Source organism: uncultured Muribaculum sp. (genome assembly GCF_910583865.1).
In the GTDB taxonomy this organism is placed as follows: domain Bacteria; phylum Bacteroidota; class Bacteroidia; order Bacteroidales; family Muribaculaceae; genus Muribaculum.
Genome location: NZ_CAJTYX010000034.1, coordinates 12,744 through 29,920, shown reverse-complemented (window position 1 = coordinate 29,920; position 17,177 = coordinate 12,744). Strand labels below are relative to the sequence as shown.

At 53.9% G+C, this 17,177-nt stretch carries 12 protein-coding genes; 5 read left to right on the top strand and 7 right to left on the bottom strand.

Features of this window, described 5'->3' with window-relative positions; translation table 11 throughout:
• Positions 1-706: 706 nt before the first annotated feature.
• Positions 707-1,366 carry a DUF1349 domain-containing protein gene (locus QZ303_RS08205; RefSeq protein WP_295731559.1) on the bottom strand — a complete coding sequence of 220 codons (660 nt, stop codon included), beginning with the start codon at positions 1,364-1,366 and terminating at the stop codon, positions 707-709.
• Positions 1,367-1,518: 152 nt separating this feature from the next.
• On the opposite strand from QZ303_RS08205, the gene QZ303_RS08200 reads away from it, so the two are divergent.
• Complete coding sequence (locus tag QZ303_RS08200; RefSeq protein WP_295731557.1) at positions 1,519-2,262, top strand: LuxR C-terminal-related transcriptional regulator; 744 nt, start codon at positions 1,519-1,521, stop codon at positions 2,260-2,262.
• Between the two features lie 28 nt (positions 2,263-2,290).
• Here the strand turns inward: QZ303_RS08200 and QZ303_RS08195 are convergent, their stop codons facing one another.
• A complete protein-coding gene (locus QZ303_RS08195) occupies positions 2,291-4,015 on the bottom strand; it encodes a M23 family metallopeptidase (RefSeq protein ID WP_295731555.1) in 1,725 nt (574 codons plus the stop codon).
• Positions 4,016-4,633: 618 nt separating this feature from the next.
• On the opposite strand from QZ303_RS08195, the gene QZ303_RS08190 reads away from it, so the two are divergent.
• The 4 genes from QZ303_RS08190 (at position 4,634) to QZ303_RS08175 (ending at position 10,165) form a co-directional block, all read left to right on the top strand.
• Entirely contained in the window at positions 4,634-5,788 is a 1,155-nt protein-coding gene (locus QZ303_RS08190; RefSeq protein ID WP_295731553.1) for a phosphatidylserine decarboxylase, read from the top strand.
• Between the two features lie 52 nt (positions 5,789-5,840).
• Positions 5,841-7,043, top strand: coding sequence for a phosphatidylserine decarboxylase (locus QZ303_RS08185; protein WP_295731551.1), 1,203 nt, complete (start codon positions 5,841-5,843; stop codon positions 7,041-7,043).
• Between the two features lie 133 nt (positions 7,044-7,176).
• On the top strand, positions 7,177-8,787 hold the full coding sequence (gene gadC, locus QZ303_RS08180; protein WP_295731549.1) for a putative glutamine/gamma-aminobutyrate antiporter GadC: 1,611 nt from the start codon (positions 7,177-7,179) through the stop codon (positions 8,785-8,787).
• A 49-nt stretch (positions 8,788-8,836) separates the two neighbouring features.
• Positions 8,837-10,165, top strand: coding sequence for an MFS transporter (locus QZ303_RS08175; RefSeq protein WP_295731547.1), 1,329 nt, complete (start codon positions 8,837-8,839; stop codon positions 10,163-10,165).
• Between the two features lie 642 nt (positions 10,166-10,807).
• Here the strand turns inward: QZ303_RS08175 and QZ303_RS08170 are convergent.
• From QZ303_RS08170 to QZ303_RS08150, 5 genes are read right to left on the bottom strand one after another with little or no spacing between them, the layout of a single operon-like run.
• A complete protein-coding gene (locus QZ303_RS08170; protein WP_295731545.1) occupies positions 10,808-11,827 on the bottom strand; it encodes a hypothetical protein in 1,020 nt (339 codons plus the stop codon).
• A 24-nt stretch (positions 11,828-11,851) separates the two neighbouring features.
• The gene (locus QZ303_RS08165) at positions 11,852-13,318 is read right to left on the bottom strand and encodes a DUF1735 domain-containing protein (RefSeq protein ID WP_295731543.1); all 1,467 of its coding nucleotides are present in this window, start codon (positions 13,316-13,318) and stop codon (positions 11,852-11,854) included.
• Between the two features lie 24 nt (positions 13,319-13,342).
• Positions 13,343-14,500 (bottom strand): DUF1735 and LamG domain-containing protein, encoded by a 1,158-nt coding sequence (locus QZ303_RS08160; RefSeq protein WP_295731541.1) that lies wholly within the window; start codon positions 14,498-14,500, stop codon positions 13,343-13,345.
• A 16-nt stretch (positions 14,501-14,516) separates the two neighbouring features.
• Positions 14,517-15,524: a glycoside hydrolase family 18 gene (locus tag QZ303_RS08155; RefSeq protein WP_295731539.1), complete on the bottom strand. Its 1,008-nt coding sequence runs from the start codon at positions 15,522-15,524 to the stop codon at positions 14,517-14,519.
• Between the two features lie 42 nt (positions 15,525-15,566).
• Positions 15,567-17,171 carry a SusD/RagB family nutrient-binding outer membrane lipoprotein gene (locus QZ303_RS08150; RefSeq protein ID WP_295731537.1) on the bottom strand — a complete coding sequence of 535 codons (1,605 nt, stop codon included), beginning with the start codon at positions 17,169-17,171 and terminating at the stop codon, positions 15,567-15,569.
• Positions 17,172-17,177 lie beyond the last annotated feature (6 nt).

The following is a 17,177-nucleotide window of genomic DNA, read 5'->3' as shown; positions in this document are numbered from 1 at the left end:
AACCCTCACAGGCGGAACCAGAATCCGACGTGCTACCATTACACCACAAGGCAATATTTATGTTCTTTGCAAAAGGTGGACAATAAGAAAATTGTTTAATCACGTTTCTTATTGAGAATCATGCTTTAATTCAACCTCCGTCGATGAGCAATGATTTCCGTTTTGCGATTGCAAAGTTATGGATGTTTTTCCAATTGACCAAATATTTTCCCGCGTATTTTTTAGAAAATTACACGTTTTTTATGCATAGAGCACTCATCCTCGAAGCAACATACTGATAATCAAGGATATCAATGAAATGAAAGGCAGCGGTGTATCGAAATTCGGCATACCGCCGTTTTTATGTCTGGATGGGAGGGTGCTGTCAGTCATCGCGAAGCGCTCTGCTTTGCAGAGAATGGCCTCAGATGGTAGGAGCTGAGACTGAGGCTGATGGGAGCGTAGTTCCCTACGTGACCGCTATCGGCTTGCCGCTTTCGTAGCATCGCGGAGAAAGAACCCGAATGTCGATAGCGACGACCCAGATGAACCATTATGACACACCCTCATGAACATTCTCCGGGATGTAGCTTGCAACAGCCATGCCGATTCGTCCGCAGAATTCCTGCGTCCTCGTTACAGACGGCGGCGTGCCGACTGATTGCGGCACACCGCCATACTATCATATCATCATGAGAGATAGTGCTTTATCTTTCCGAAAAACTGATTATTGAGCAGAGTTCTGCTTGAGCCATTTGGTTCTGACCGCGTCCGGCAGATGCTTTACCGAGAAGCCGGAGAACTTGGCATTGAAACCCTCGCCGTCGGGCGATGCGGCAAACATGCCGATTTTCACCGGATGGTTCGCCTCAAGCCATGCGTTGCGCATCATGACATACTCCTTGTCGTCGAAAGAGTAAAATATCTCAACGGCATCAAGACGGCGAACCGCCTTTATCCATATGCAGTCGACCGGACGAGGGAGAGCAATCACGCTCCAGTCCGATGTCCTGTGGGTGACTACGGTGCTTAGATTGTATTTCCCGTCGACAAATTCTATACCCGTCTTGATGTAATTTTCGTGATCGATACGTATCATCATGCCCGCCTGGTCGAAGCGCGTCCGATAGTCGCCGCTTATCTTCACTTTAGCCTCAAATTCACCGCCATATTCCGCATAATAGAACGGGGCGTCATCGACTGTGAATCCATAGTGCGATATGCGCCAGTAATCGCTTTTAGGCGTCACCCTCATGGTGAGTTCTCCGGCATTTATATTCCATTGTTCCGGTTCGTTAAACCAGTTCATCTTCTCGAGCGTCTGTGCGGAAGATAATGATGCTGACATTGCGGCGAGCGCCGTGAAAAGAATCGTTTTGACATTCATATCGGTAGATTTTGACTTTAATATGTTGTATCAATCACGTTTTACGTTTTAAACATATTATTTGAGATTGACAACCATTTGAATTTATTAACTTTGCAAAGTTAACATTCTGCGCCATAACCGTCAATGGCTATAAATAACCATTTATGCCAATGGATAGCTTCCGAAAACTCGATTCCATACTCAAACGACAGTCCACGGCATCACCGGGCGATAATGCGAGCAACACCCTCCAACGTTATGCCGAGGCCATTGCCTTGACTGAAAATGTCGTGGCCGTGCTTAGCGACCTGAGGTCGGGCAAAAGCCGCATATTCAGCGGTGCTTTCGGAAGCCTGCTCGGAATAGAGCATTATTCCGAGGAAAATTCCATTTGGGAAAAGGAGATTCTTGCCCTCATCCCGTCTGCCGACCGTGACGAAAAGTACCTTGCGGAACTGCGGTTCTACAATTTCCTCCGGCATGTGCCACGGGGGCGCCGCACACATTATTTTCTTGCCACAAAACTACACTTCACCGACTCTCGCCATATGGTAAGGGAAGTGCTTCATCGCATGTACTATATACATGACCAATGTAATGATGCGGTGAGCCACGCACTGTGCCTTTACGGCCCTTTGGTGTTTGATTTCCCCGGCAGAAGCGTCGCGGTAAATTCCGTCACCGGCAAATTGCATCCATTGTCGTCAGACACCGATGCCGGCATACTCACTCCACGCGAAAAACAGGTGCTCGGCCTGATTGCCACCGGACGCTCGAGCCGGGAGATTTCCGAGGCGCTGTCCATAAGCCCGCATACCGTCAGCCGCCACCGCCAGGAAATCCTTGCAAAACTACAGGTAAGAAACTCCGTAGAGGCGTGCCGTGTAGCCAACGCCCTCGGGATATTGGAATAATCGGCTGTTTAAAACGGCCTATAAAAGCTTACCATGTGAACGAGTGACGTCCAACGGTCGTATTCCCGCAGGCATCAGTGACTGTCATGACCGCCTCATGCTTCCTACCTTTGGAAAAACGTGACGAATCCATCACGAATGTAGCCGTGGCGGTCTTGCCGTCAAGCTCGAAAAGCGCGAATTTCCCGTCGATAGTGCCGCGATATGTTTTTACACCGCTGAGGTTGTCGGAAATCACGTATTTTACCTTGCCGATGCGCCCCCATGTCTCCGGCTTCACCGGACGCACCTTGGGCGCCACCGTGTCGATGGCTACGGCGAAGCGCCCCAATGCCGACGGACGCCCACACATCCTGCCCTCAGCGTAGGAAGCATCCACGCGCGTCGCCCTCCCTTTAGGGCTGATCCTCACCATGCATAGTTTCGAGGAATCAGGCAGAGCCGCCGCCGGGACATCGATATCCAACGAGAACTCCCCACTAACAGGCACACCGGCATCGCCTACGGAATAGACCGGCGTGACATACTTGTCAGAGGGAGACGCGGAGATGGCCACGTAGCAATCATCATAGAACGTCCCTTTTGGAAAGATCACAGTCGCACCATCTACATTGAAAGTATTGCGGCCTCTGCGGTCTATAAGATTGCCGTTTCGTCGTGCCGCCGGTATAACGGCCTTACGCCCATGTATCGTGAACGGCTGCACCCGACGGTTGCCATGTTCATCCTCCAGAATCCACCGGCACTTATAGTCACGCTCCTCGTCGACCACTATCATGCCACGATCGACCGTACGTATCATATCGCCAAGAGGTTCCGACCCGGGAATGCGTGTCCACATCATCCATGAACCGTTGTTGACCACACCTGCATAATCCGTAAGAGTGTTGACGGCCTTTGTGTCACCGAAAGAGAAGCGGTCAATGGTACGCCGGTACACCTCATTGCCGTCGACCTCCAGCGCCAGATGCTTCACGCCGTATATATTTGTGGTACCGGTCATGCGGTCATATGCCTTTATGCCGGGTATCACCGCCCCCCATGCCGTGAAGCCTTGCGCCGCTTTTGCAGGGACGAGTACCGCAGGACCGGCCACAGTCCCCTCCCCTTCCTCTGCATATAGAGCAATCGCGCGCACCTCAGGCGCCGTATCGTCTTTTATGTCGCCGCGATAGTACGGCATCGGGTCGAGCGCGTCGCCCGTGCGGGTGTCGCGCACGTCCATATGCAGGTGAGGGCCTCCCGACGAACCGGCATTGCCGCTGCGGCCGATTGTCTCGCCCCGTTTCACCGGAATTTCTCCCGGCATGAACTCCATATCGACAGAAAATGATTCGCGTGCATATTGCTCGTCACGCACACGCTTGTCGATTGTCGGGGAAAATGCCTCAAGATGCCCGTAGACGGTGGTAAGGCCGGTCGACGGATGCATCACATACACGGCACGACCGAATCCCCACGGCGACACCACGATACGGCTTACCCAGCCATCGTCGGCGCTGCGCACGGGCAGTCCGGTGCGTCCCTGCGTCTTGAAGTCGAGTCCCGAGTGGAAATGGTTTCGCCGCAGCTCACCGAAATTTCCGCTTAGAAGCAGCGGTATGTCAAGAGGCCGTGCGAGATGTGGCAGCCTATCCTCCACCTGTTTATTTTGTTTATTCTGAGGCGCGGCCGTTCCGACAGACGCGCAGACGGCCATCACTGCGGCCATCACAGCCACTCTGCCGTATCTTCTGAAGAATGTATAGCACATATATGGTTGATCCGAGTATATTGATAAAGGAGAGATATAGCGAAAAAAGGACGGGCAAGCCTCGCAGGCCTACCCGTTCTTTTAAAATGCCACATCAAAGGAATGCGATGAAACTCCGAATGACAGGATTTGAGCGCTCGCCATCCTTTGTAATCCGCCTTGGTGTCGTAGACACCTCCACTCTCCGAAAAGAGGGATGGGGCCCGCCATCAGACAGCTAAGCTTGTCTCGGTATTTCACTATTAATTGATGAGTTTCCCAATCTACTTTGATGTGGTGTTATCATTACCGGAGCATAGCCTCGCCGATGGCTTAATACCTATGCGGGTTACGCCCGTCGGAATCTCTATTCCTGATTCTATAACGCAAAGATAGGTCATCTTGTTGAATATTCCAAGAAATTATGATGGAAAAAACGCATGGTAAAAAAAGTAAATCCTCGACAACAGCCGCATAAGCTTACCCACCAAATTTTTAACAGTGGCATTAACATTTCAACCACTAACTATATCTCAATCGTGGTGTTTTATCATAAGAGACGCGGAAAAGAAAGCGATTCCTGATTCTCGACGAACAAACCTACATAAATATATACATTTACTTTTAATTCATTTTTCAATGGCTACCACGCAGTATCATCCAATCGTGCAGGAGTTGATCGATATGATCGCACAGAACGGTTGGCAGAGCAAATTTGAGGAAGCTCTTAAAAAAGCCCAGTCCTACAACGTCATAGGCTTCGAGGACGTAAAGACTCTCGATGATTATTTCAAGTGGGTCGACGCCCAGCTTAAATGGGTACCTGTAGAGGACCGCTACGGCAAGGAAGTTTTCAAGCATGTATGCAAGTTCTACTTCATACTCGACCAAAGCCCGGTCAAGGAGCTGCAGAACGCCGTCATGCCCCACGACCGCATGCAGCCTCCCACCCCGCTGTCGGCCTGGATGCGCAAGTTCATCAACGCCCTCGGCGAATGGATGGACAATCCTCTTACCCTCACCCCCGAATCGGAGGAGACATTCTACAAGTCGGCGCCCTACAACATGGATGAATACGAGCGTCCTCACGGAGGTTGGAAGAGCTACAACCAGTTCTTCGCCCGCTACACCAAGCCCGGCTACCGTCCTATAGCCGCTATCGGCGACTCGCGCGTTATCACCGCACCTGCCGATGCCACATTCGACGGCCAATGGGAAGTGAACTCAAACACCGGTGTGGATATAAAGGGTATCTATTGGAACATCGAAGAACTTCTTCAGGACAGCCCCTACGCCTCGGCGTTCAAGGGAGGCCAGTGGACACACTCGTTCCTCAACACCACCGACTACCACCGCCAGCACATGCCTGTCGCCGGCACGATACTTGAGGCCCGCGTAATCCAGGGCACAGTCTACCTGCAGGTTACAGCCGAGCCTATCCCAGGCGACCCCGACGGCAAGACCCAGCTCGTAGGCAAGCGTGTTTTCGGCGCTCCCGACGATCCGGGCTACGAGTTCATGCAGACACGCGGTCTTTTCGTGATCGACAGCCCCATCGGACTCGTCGCAGTCCTTCCTATGGGAATGGCACAGGTGTCGTCGATCGTTCCTACCGCAGAAGTGGGCCGCACCCTCCACAAGGGAGAGGAGATCAGCTACTTCCAGTTCGGCGGCTCCGACATCGTGATGGTATTCCAGGAAAAGAGCAATGTCTCCTTCACCGCCCAGCCCGGCGTGCACTACAAGGTAGGTACACGTCTTGCCATCGCCAATCCCGTGATCGGGCGTAAATAAACCGTAAGGCTATATTCTCTGACACATCTAACAAAGAAATAAAAAAACAATCATGGATACAACGAAATTACAGCCCATCATGCAGAAATTCGTCGAACTTATCAACGCCGACGGAGGCAAGATGCGTGCAGCACTTGAAAAAGCGCTGGAGATAGTCCACCAGAAAAACGTCGTGGAGTACCAGCAGTTCCGTAACCTCGACGACTACATCGAATGGAACGACAAGAACCTCACCACACCCTGGCTTGAGAACCGTTACGGCACGGCCACCCTTGAGAAGTTCAAGACCATGTACTATCTTCTCGACGTGGCTCCCGTCGGACAGTACCAGAATCCGGTAGTCCCCCGCCCCACCGATCCGGCCCTTACCCCGCTGTCGGAATGGATGCGTGAATATCAGATTGCACTCGGCCAGTGGATGGACGATCCCGCCCAGTTCACTCCCGAAGTCGAGAAGTCATTCATGGAAGCCGGCCCATACAACATGGGTGAGTATGTACGTCCGCGTGGCGGATGGAAAACCGTCAACCAGCTATTCGCACGCCGCACCAAACCGGGCTACCGTCCTATCGCAGCCATCGAGGATTCGCGCGTGATCGTCTCGCCGGCAGAAAGCACTTTCGCCGGACAATGGGAGGTAAACTCCAACACCGCCGTCAACATCAAGGGACTTTATTGGCAGATCCAGGAACTTCTCGAAGGAAGCCAGTACAAGGACTGCTTCAAGGGTGGACAGTGGACCCACTCGTTCCTCAACACCTACGACTACCACCGCCAGCACACTCCTGTAGCAGGCACAGTGGTCGAGGCAAGAGTGATCCAGGGCGCAGTCTACGTACAGATGACCCTGAAACCTGTCGAAGGCCAGAAGGACCTCCAGACCGTCGTCGGCAACACCGTGGCGGTCAATCCCGATGCCTCCAACAAGGCCTTCAAGATCGACGCTCCCGACTCGGCAGGCTATGAGTTCATGCAGACCCGTGGCGTGTTCATCATCGACAGCCCGATCGGTCTCGTAGCCGTCTGTCCTATCGGCATGGGACAGGTTTCATCCATAATTCCTACCGCAGAAGTAGGCCGCACCCTATACAAGGGCGAGGAGATCAGCTACTTCCAGTTCGGCGGCTCCGACTGCTGCATGGCCTTCCAGGAGAAGAGCAATGTTTCCTTCACCGCTCAGCCGGGCGTCCACTACAAGGTAGGCACACGCATCGCACAGGCATATCCTGTAATTGATCCGTATAAGAAATTCTAATCGTCAAAGGAATCAGCGCCGCAAGGCGTGAAAATTGACCGGACGAATTATGATGCCGCAGAGATGGGTCGTAATCCCTTCCTGCGGCATCTTTCATAGATGTGCTATTTACTCCACACATAAAATTTCAATTATGGCAACAACTGATAAAACCTCCGCCACCACTGCCTCGCCGGCTGCCAAATCGCCGGACGCCGGCAAAATGTCGGGCGGAGCGAAAAAGGCCACGGTGACAATGGTCGGCATGGCAATCATGATTGTCACCACGATCCTGAGCCTCAGGGGGCTTGCCTCGCAGGCGGAATATGGATATACCTCCATTTTCTGGTATGTCCTGTCGGCAATATTGTTCTTGATCCCGTTCTCCCTCGTCTGCGCCGAGCTTGCATCGACCTACACCCGCAGCGGCGGACTTTTCCGCTGGGTGGCAGAGGCATTCGGTGCCCGTTGGGGATGGGCGGCGATGTATCTTGAATGGATGACAGTGGTGATATGGTTCCCCTCTGTGCTGATGTTCGGAGCCGTATCGCTCGCCTACGTGTTCTGGCCCGAGACATTCGACACACATCTGGCATCCAACACGCTATACACCCTCGTCATCGTGCTCGGTGTCTACTGGCTCAGCACATTCAACTGCTTCCGTGGCATGAAGAACGCCAATAAACTTTCTACCCTCGGAGGTCTGTTCGGAACGATAATCCCGGGAGCCATCCTAATCATACTCGGCATAGTCTACATATGTACCGGTGGCGAGAATTTCATCCCTACCGACCGTTCGTTCTGGCCCGACTTCACCAAGTATAGCACCATCGTGCTCGCCGCATCCATATTCCTCTTCTACGGTGGAATGGAGATGCAGGCCGTGCATGTCAACTCGATGCAGAACCCGCAGCGCGACTTCCCGCGTGCGGCTCTTATCGCAGTGCTGGTGATTCTCGTGGTGTTCATCCTCGGCACTCTCGCCATCGGCTTCGTGATGCCGGAGAAGGAGATAAACCTTCTTCAGAGCCTGCTTGTGGCCTACAACAGCCTTTGGGCGCACCTCGGATGTCCGTGGCTCGGCAATGTGCTGGCGCTCTTCGTCACCTTCGGCGTGATCGGCCAGGTAAGCGTCATAATCGCAGGTCCATCGACCGGTATTCTCGCTGTGGGCAAGGCGGGCTATCTGCCGCGCTCGCTCCAGAAAGTCAACAAGAATGGCGTACAGGTCAACATCCTGTGGATACAGGGCATCATCGTCACGATTCTCGCCCTCGTCCTGATCGTGCTCCCCTCAGTGCAGAGCGCCTATCAGGTAATGAGCCAGATGGCCACCGTGATCTATCTCGTGCTCGTAATCATGATCTACTGCGCGTTCTTCCGTCTGCGCCACACCGAGAGCCTCGTGAAGCGTGGCTACCGGGTGCCGGGCGGCAACTTCGGCAAGTGGCTCGTGACCATAGTCGGTATCGGTGGTGCTGTTGCAGCGCTTGTGCTCAGCTTCCTCCCTCCGGGCCAGATCAACACGGGCAGCCCTGTCGTATACATCGCCATACTGCTCATCGGCTCGATAATCATCGTGTCAATCCCGTTTATCGTCTATGCCAAGCGTAAAAGTTCCTGGCACGATCCCAAGGCCGATTTCTACCCCTTCAACTGGATGATAGAGGGGCGCAAGCCCGACCAGGTGTCGAAATGGCCGGAAGGCTACGTGCCCACACAGGCCGAGGTCGACAAGGCGTTCCAACAGGAGGAACAGAACTGACAACACGTGTCAGCATATTTCGAATGATCAACGACTATAATCGGAATATATGAAAATCAATACCGGAAAAGGGTACATCTCCCTGATGACCTTGATCGCCATATGGTCGATCTCGCTGACAGTCAATCTGCCGGGGCTTGCCATCACGCCTATGCTCGGCAACCTCGACAAGATATTTCCGCATACCTCGGAACTGGAGATACAGCTCCTCACGGTATTGCCCAACCTTTTCATCATTCCGTTCGTGCTCCTTTCCGGGAAACTGTCGCTGTCGAAAAGCAAGATAAGTATAGTAGTGATTGCCCTCGCCATATATCTGGCGGGGGGAATCCTCTATCTGTTTGCCGACAGCATGGTCGAACTGATTGTTATAAGCTGCATACTCGGCATGGGGTGTGGGCTGCTGATACCTCTTGCGGCAGGCCTCATCGCCGACACTTTCGTGGGCAAGTACCGCATGCAACAGCTCGGCATCAAGTCGGGCATATCCAACATGGCGCTTGTCATAGCGACGTTCATCGTCGGGTGGCTCAACCGTGGCAACTGGCATCTGCCGTTCCTCGTCTACCTCATCCCGGCCATACCGCTCGCCCTGTCGGTGTTCCTGCGGGGGATACCGGCGGCCGACATCAATCCTCCCGCAGTCACACCTTCGCCGCAGATTAAGGCGTCCGTCAAGGTGGCCACGGCGGCTACCGTCGCGGGCACGCCGGCAAAGGCCATACACGCTGTACCACCGACACCGCTGTCAGACAGCTACGGGACTATCGGCAAGGTCAAGGACGGGTTCATTATATCGAGGCTATGGGCACTCATGGGTGTGTATTTCTTCGTATGCTACGCCACGGTGATTGTAAGTTATTACTCGCCGTTCCTCATGCAGAGCGAAGGGATGAGCGATTCGGAAGTCGGCACCGTGACTTCAATCTTCTTCCTCGCCATATTCCTCCCGGGTTTCATCCTTCCGTATGTCGTCAGGCTCTTCAAGCAGTCGACGCTGATAGTGTCGTCACTCGTAATGAGCGTCGGGGTCATTCTCATGATTATAGGTAGCCATTTCGGCATAATGTGCCTGGCTTCAACATTGATAGGGTTCGGCTACGGTGTGTTCCAGCCGCTGATATACGACAAAGCCACACAGGTCATAACATCTCCGTCAAAAGCCACTTTGGCGCTTGCCTTCGTACTTGCCGCCAATTACGTGTCCATCAGCGCAACGCCATTCGTGGTCGACTTCTTCAGGATGATATTCGACCCGCACCACATGGCCAACCGCTTCCCGTTCATCCTCAACTCCATCCTGCTCGTGGCCTTCACCGTCGTGGTGTTCATTTGCCGCCGCTCCTTCGTGTTCCGCATCGACAAATCCTACTACTGATCCTTACGGCTCTATAATCCGATACATACGCCTCGTGGGCGAATACATGTCGCGGTTGGTCTGGAAAGAAAAACCATTAGATTGGTAGAACCTGATTGTGCGTTTCTTATTCAAGGCATCCACTGTTATGAATTGGCAACCGGCATGATGATATTGAGAGAATGTATTTAACGTGAGTTCGATGAAAATTAAGTAGTTGAAAAATTGGTGATTAGCGATAAAAGTATTAAATTTAAGATGCTAAATTCAAACAAATACTCTTATCGCTATGCTCCCGAGGACAAGATTACTGCATTTTCAAATAAATAGCAACTCTTATAACACATCTTTCGCTATTATTCTGCGAACTTAATATAAAAATCGGGAGGCAGGCCTATGTTCGACGAAGTGCAGCCCATGGCATACGAACGTAGGGATGCTTCCGGGAAGCATCCGAATTTATCGCACGGAATAACGCACACAGCAGGAAGGAGCGGGACAACACGGTTTATGGGAAATGCCGCGTGCCCCGCTCCTTCTTGGAAGGGAAACTGTACCTAACTCATGCGGTCAATCATAGTATCAGGCAATCATGAATCGTAACCTATACGATTCTCTTCGTTACCAAAAATCTATTAATTTACCAATCTTATATTCATTAAATTACCAACCGGTATCGGCGAGCACATGGACGAGATAGCCGCGATAGAGCTTATCCTCTTTCTCATCGATATACGAGAATATGGCCACCTTGCTGACCTCATCGTTCTTCACAATGGTCACGGTCACGGGCTGGTCCTTGGCCTTCTCGTCGTAATTGTCGGTAAATGTCACCTTGCCTTCTACCGGAGTGTTGAGCGCCGTGCCTTCGGGATATGTCACGAACAGTTCATAGCGTCCCGAGCGGCGTATCCAGCCGAATGTCTCGACACCATCCTTGACCTCGGTCTCGAAATACTCGCGATAAGAATCAAACCGGTACGGCTTCGTGCCGTTGAAATCGGCCATGCTCTCCTCTGTCTGGGCGCACAGCGCGGCGATGTCGGCTGCGGTAAAGGCCTCAAGGGTGAACTTGACAGTCACGTTGATGTCTGCCGTAAGGCCCGACATATCGGAAACGGTGACCTTGGCCGTGAACTCCTGGCGTTTTGAAGTGGCTGTGATGGAAATCACACCGGCTTCATCGACGGTGGCCGTCACGGCATCGTTGTCGGAGACGGCGCTGTAACCGTCATTACCGAGTAGCACACGGGTAGTGGCCGTGGCGCTGTGGCCGAGTGGAGTCTCAAGTGTGAAGTCGGTGGTCTCGACGGTCAGCACGTCGGTAGTGTAGACCGACACGGGGAGTTTCTTCAGAGAGCCTCCCTTGTCGGAGATGATAATCTCCGTGGTGCCGTTGCGGAAGCCCTCGACCATTAATGTGCCGGCCTCGTCGGTCACGTCGGCAACTTCCGGATTGAGAGAGAATGCGGCATATTCGCCCGCGCCGTCGCTTATAGGGACGGCCACTCGGCTGTCGGCGCCAACCTTCACACGCATGGATTCGGTGTCGATGGAGAGTGCCGGATATTGCGGTTCTTCGTTGATGATGATTTCATCCTTGTCATCGCTGCAGGCGGTGATGGCGCCGAGCGCCATCACTCCGCATAGCAGCAGTGGTAGTAGTTTATATTTGTTTTTCATCGTTGTTCCTGTGGTTAATGATGATTATTTCCAGTCCTTGTCATAGACAACACCACTGTAGTTGCATGTGCTGTTGTAGAATGATGAGGCACATCGGCCAAGAGCCGTCAGATTGCCTTTGAATGTGTCGCGGTGAGGGTCGAGTGCGAACACCATGTGGAGTTTATGTCCGTTCTTCACCATTTCATCAAGGTCGGAAGCCGAGGCATAGCGTCCTTGCGCGAACTCTTGAGAGTAAATAGCCCAATCAGCCTTGGATACACCCTCGAAATATTCCTGACGGAGTCCGCGTCCATAGTCCTCAAACACCATGTCGAGATATTCACCGGGGAGCACCTTAGTACCGTCAATCATCAGATCCTCCTTATCGAATCTATTTAGATTGCCAAGGCGATAGAGCGTCATGAGCTTGTCGGGCATGGCTTTCTTTGTGTAATAGCATAGACGCGCGCCGGCCAAGCTTGACTCTTCGCAGAAAATATCAGGGTAATCGTCTTGAAGCCTATACTTGGTGTACTCCGAATATTCGTCGTCGAACATCACGCCGTCGAGTCCGTAGCGGTCGCAGGTCTCGCGCAGAGCCTGAGCGAACTGCTTTGCACCCTGCTCGGTGAGGTTAGCGAGACCCGAGCCGTCATGGTCGCCGAGGATACTGAGCACCACTTTTATACCCTTGTTCTGGAGGGGACGGATATATTTCTCGGCATTGTTGAGCTGCGGGGTAAGGTTCTCGTTGAGGTGGACGTAAATCTTCTGCGTCTCACGGTTGAAGCGGATATTGCCGGAGAAGAGCACAACCACGTCGAAGAAGGGTATGCCGGTATCGCCGAGAGTGAACGACAGATGGTTGAGCGGGTTGGTATCGTTCGACTCGATGATGCTGACCATGCGCACACCGGGAAGTCCGTCAGGCCCGAGCTTTGTCGCATCGGGAGCGGCAGTGCGGTCCTTCACGAAAATCAGGCGCGTGTTGTCAAGGCTTCCGAGCACGTAGTCGCCGGCACTGATCACAGAGGCGCGGAGTGGAATCACATAGGAAGTCTCATGGTCCATCTCGCCGTTTGACACGATGGTTACGGCTATCTCCGACGAACGGCTTGTGCCTGCGGGTATGGTCACCACACCGTCGTTGTCGCCGATGGTGACAAGCTCCTCGGGATAGATCTTGTAGTCGCTGCCGTTGGCGGCATTGTACTCTTCAAGGGCTGTGGGATCGTAGGTGAACTTAACCTGACAGTCGGCGCTTACATTGCCGGGAGTGAACAGGCGCAGGGAGGTCGACCCGTTACTGCGGAACTCCACGTTGGAGAATTCACGCTTGCCATCCTTGTCGGCGATATAGATTACCTCCTTGTTCTCGGAAGGCACCTCATAGTTGCCGGTGTCGGGAGCGCTCACAGTAATCTCCTCGGAGCATCCGGTGGCTGCTATCGCGGCAAAAGCCACGGCGGCGGGGCAGAGGAGTGTGCTGAATATGTTGCTTAATTTCATTTTCTGATGGTATTGTTTATGTGATTAGTTCTTGGCGGGGAGTTCCACATTGTCCCACTTTATGTCAGCGTTTGCCACCATGTCGTAGCCGTTGGCATAGTCCTTTACGATGCGTCCGGCGCCTTCGTTGAATTTCCAGTAGGACACGAGTCCTTCCGACTGCGGACTTACAGAATAGAAGTGGTTCTTCGCGAGCATCTCCTCACGGGTAAGTATGCGGTTCCATACGCGCACCTCCGAGAAGTCACCGTCAAACCAGCGCTTCTCTGAATAAGAATAGCCGATGTAGAATTCGGAACTGTCCCAATCGACAGCCTTGCTATACTTCGTGGTGTGGGTCTCTCCCTTCTTTTCACCGTTGAAGTAAACCTCCACGGTCTTGCTCGATTTGTCAAAGGTCAGTGTTATGAAAGTCCACTTATTGGTCTCAAGCTGCCATTCGGAGTCGGTGATGTTGCCGCTTGAGGTGGCGAGCTGAATCTGGTTGTTGGGATTGCCGTCGCCGGTGCGGAGTAGGAACTTGCCCTCGATGCCGAGCAGTGTGGATATGCCAGCTTCCATACCGTCACGCTCGAAGCTGCGCGGATACACGAGCATCTCCACCGTGAGCTGCTCTATACCCTTCAGTCCGGGGCAGTTGCCCGGTCCGGAGAGCTGCGTGTAGTTGTGCGCCATGTCTGCGACAACATTGATGAGAGCCGCGCCCTTGATGACGAAGTAGGAGGTGCGGTTGCTCTCAAGCACCGGAATCTCGCTCGAAGCGATGGTGACGGGGAGCACATAGACCTTCTCCACATCGAGATTGGCGAAGTTGAGGAATTTGACCTCTACGGGCGACGATACCACCGCGCCGTGAACGATGACGGCCTCGGGATTCTCGATCGCATAGTTCTCGGCGGGAAGGGCTTCGGCACTCTCTCCGTAGAGCGAGTTGTAGTGCGACACGAGTTCGGGAGCCGCGCGGTAAATGACGGTCAGGTCATGGTTGAGCGGCTGTGCCACCGATGCCGTCAGGGTCTTTATCTGGTCGGGGGTATCGGCCTTTATGAACATGGTGTTGACCTTTTCCGAAGGTGAGGCGGAGTCAAACACCTTGTTGTCGTAATTCTCCATATCCTCCTGGCAGGCCGTAAGCGCGCCGGCGGCGAGAAGGAGAGTCGCGATATATGCTGTTTTTTTCATGTCGGAATTAGCGTGGTTATTTTACGTTGGGGTTGACTGAATGGATCAGTGCGCGTGTGCGCGGGAACACGAAGGAAGGATTGAAGTAGTCGCGCTCAACATTGTACACACCTACTCCGCCTACCTCGGCATACGGTGCCCAGGCTGCAAGCGCCGTGAGCGAGGGTGTGCCGTCGTTGAGTATTCCGGTCTTGGTGTCCTCCTTGTCGAGCGACGCGGTGGCGCCCATCATGCCGAGACGATCGAGGGGCACACCTTCAGCCCGGGCGTCGGCAAGCACAGTATTGAATGCATACTCCTCGGTGACATCGAGCGATGTGGAGAGGAATATCATGTTGCACTCTTCGAGCAGGGTCTTGTCAGCAAGGTTCTGGGGCTTGCCGGTGAAGTCGATACGCTTGGCCGGGTTGCGGCGGTGCCAGTCGGCAAGCACACCGGTGAACAGACGCTCGTTGGCCTCGTAGTCGGTGAGTTCGGCCGGCTTCATTCCGCTCTTGGGCTTGCCGGTATAGGCTATGCAGAGGCCGTCGTAATGCTTCGAATATGACAGCGCCACCGCCATTGAGTCGACGAGGAAGTCGCGGAAGGCGGTCGTGACAGGTTCTTCGGCGGGAGCGGCCTCGACCTTGGCGTTGTATGCATTCTTTATAGCGTCGAAATCGACAGTATAGAGGAACTTCGTGGCTTTCTTCTCGCGCGTCTCGGCCATGTCGGCATAGACGAAGTCGGCCACGCTCTGAGGGTTGAGCACCACCACGGCATCGATGCTGTCGGGGAGCACGGTGACATGGGTGGAGCGGTTGTCGGGGGTGGCGTTGTTGCGGAACCACGCATAGACTTGCTTGTGGCTGCGCCCCTTGTAGGCACGCAGGTTTTCAAGGTAGCGTGCATAGAGTTCCGGAGAGGTCTCTTCTACGGTAGGGTAGTTGAGGTCTACGCTCTCGGTGTCGGTCCAGTCGTCGCAGGCGGTGAGCGCCGCAGCCGAAAGGATGGCCGGAATTCCGTATTTCAGTAGTTTGTTCATGTAGTATGATTCCTAAAATTGATTAAAGAATAGATATGTATCTCATTTGTTCTTGCAGTCCCACCATATGCGTGTGGCCATGTTGTCGGGTCCGTTGAGATAGTTGGCCACGGCATAGTTGATGTTGGCCGCGTTGTTGGTGTACTCCTGCTCGGGATATTTCATGCGCGCGGGGGTCTGGTCATCGGCGAGGATGCCTCCGCTTCCGTTGTAGGCCACGGGGAGGAGCTTGGGGTAGCCGGTGCGGCGCAGGTCGGCCCATGCCTCGTTGCCTATCATCCAGTTGGCGATCCACTTCTGGGTGATGATGCGTTCCTGTTTCTCCTCCTTGGTGGCGTTGTCATCCCATTTGATGGTGATGGTCGACAGCGAGCCGTTCCAGGGGTTCATGCCGGAGGGATCCACGTAGGCCTCGGGGCGCGAGGTGTTGTCGGCGAGATATTCCTCGGCGCCGGATGCGCCGTACTGCTCGAAGGAGAGGCGTATGCCGTCGTTGTAGAACTGTTCGGCAGTCCCGCCGAGATCGAAGCCGAATATGGCCGTGCCCTCGGCGCGAAGGAATGCAGTCTCTGCCGCGTTGAACCATTTGATGGGGTCGTTGGCCGAAATCTTAACTCCGGAGAAGTTGAATCCCCATTCGGTGTTGTAGGTGGGGTTGCGGATCCCCCTGCGCTGTCCGATGAATGGGATGGGCTTGTTGTCGGCATCCTTCCAGAGCGATTCGGAGAAGTAAGCGGCACGGCGCGGATCCTTGTAGCCGTTCATATAGCAGATAATGTCGGCTGCGGCATGGGTGTCGCCGCCGGTCGAGCTGCCGTTGGCATTGTAGTTGACGGCGGTGTAGAGCGGGCTCTCGGAGGTGGCGAAATAGTTCCATGCGGCATTGTCGGCGTTCGACTCGATCACGCCTCCGTTGGCGGGGTCGACAGCCTCCTGCGCCATGGCGCGCGCCTTTTCGGGAGCGGCGTAGGCAATGCGTATGGCCAGACGGAGCTTGAGGGAGTTGGCGAAGCGTATCCATTTGCTGACGTCACCGTGGTAGACGAAGTCGGCGCTTGCCGAGAGCGCGTAGCCACGATTGTCGTTAAGCACCTTGACGGCATCGGTGAGGTCCTTGAAGAAAAGGTCGTAGATCTTCTCGACGGAGTCATAGTAGGTGTTGAGGTTGCCGCCGTTTTCGATGGCGCTGTAAGGGATAGGGCCGTATGTGTCGGTGACACGGTGCATCGACGCTACTTTCACCACCGTGGCGATCGCCTCGGGCACGGGGGTGCCGTTGACCTCGCAGAAGTTCTTTATCATGGTGAGGTTGGAGTAGAGCGTCGGGGGCACGTCGATCATGAACACCTTTGTCCAGTCGTCGGTAGGGTCGTAGGTCTGTATGGAGTTGTTCCATCCCTGCTTGGCGGGCGAGAAGTAGCCGCCGAGCGGTCCGCCGAGGAGGCAGTCGGTAAACTGCGCCTTGTTGACATCGGCCGACACGACCGATCCGGCGATGTTGTTGAGCGCCGATCCGAGGGCATAGTCGTCGGCGGTAAGGTCACCGGGGGTGTACGGCTCGGAATTTATGTCCTCGTATGCGCCTGTGCATGCCGCCATTGACAGCGCGGCTGCGGACATTAAGGATTTATATAGTAGTATTTTCATCTTGGG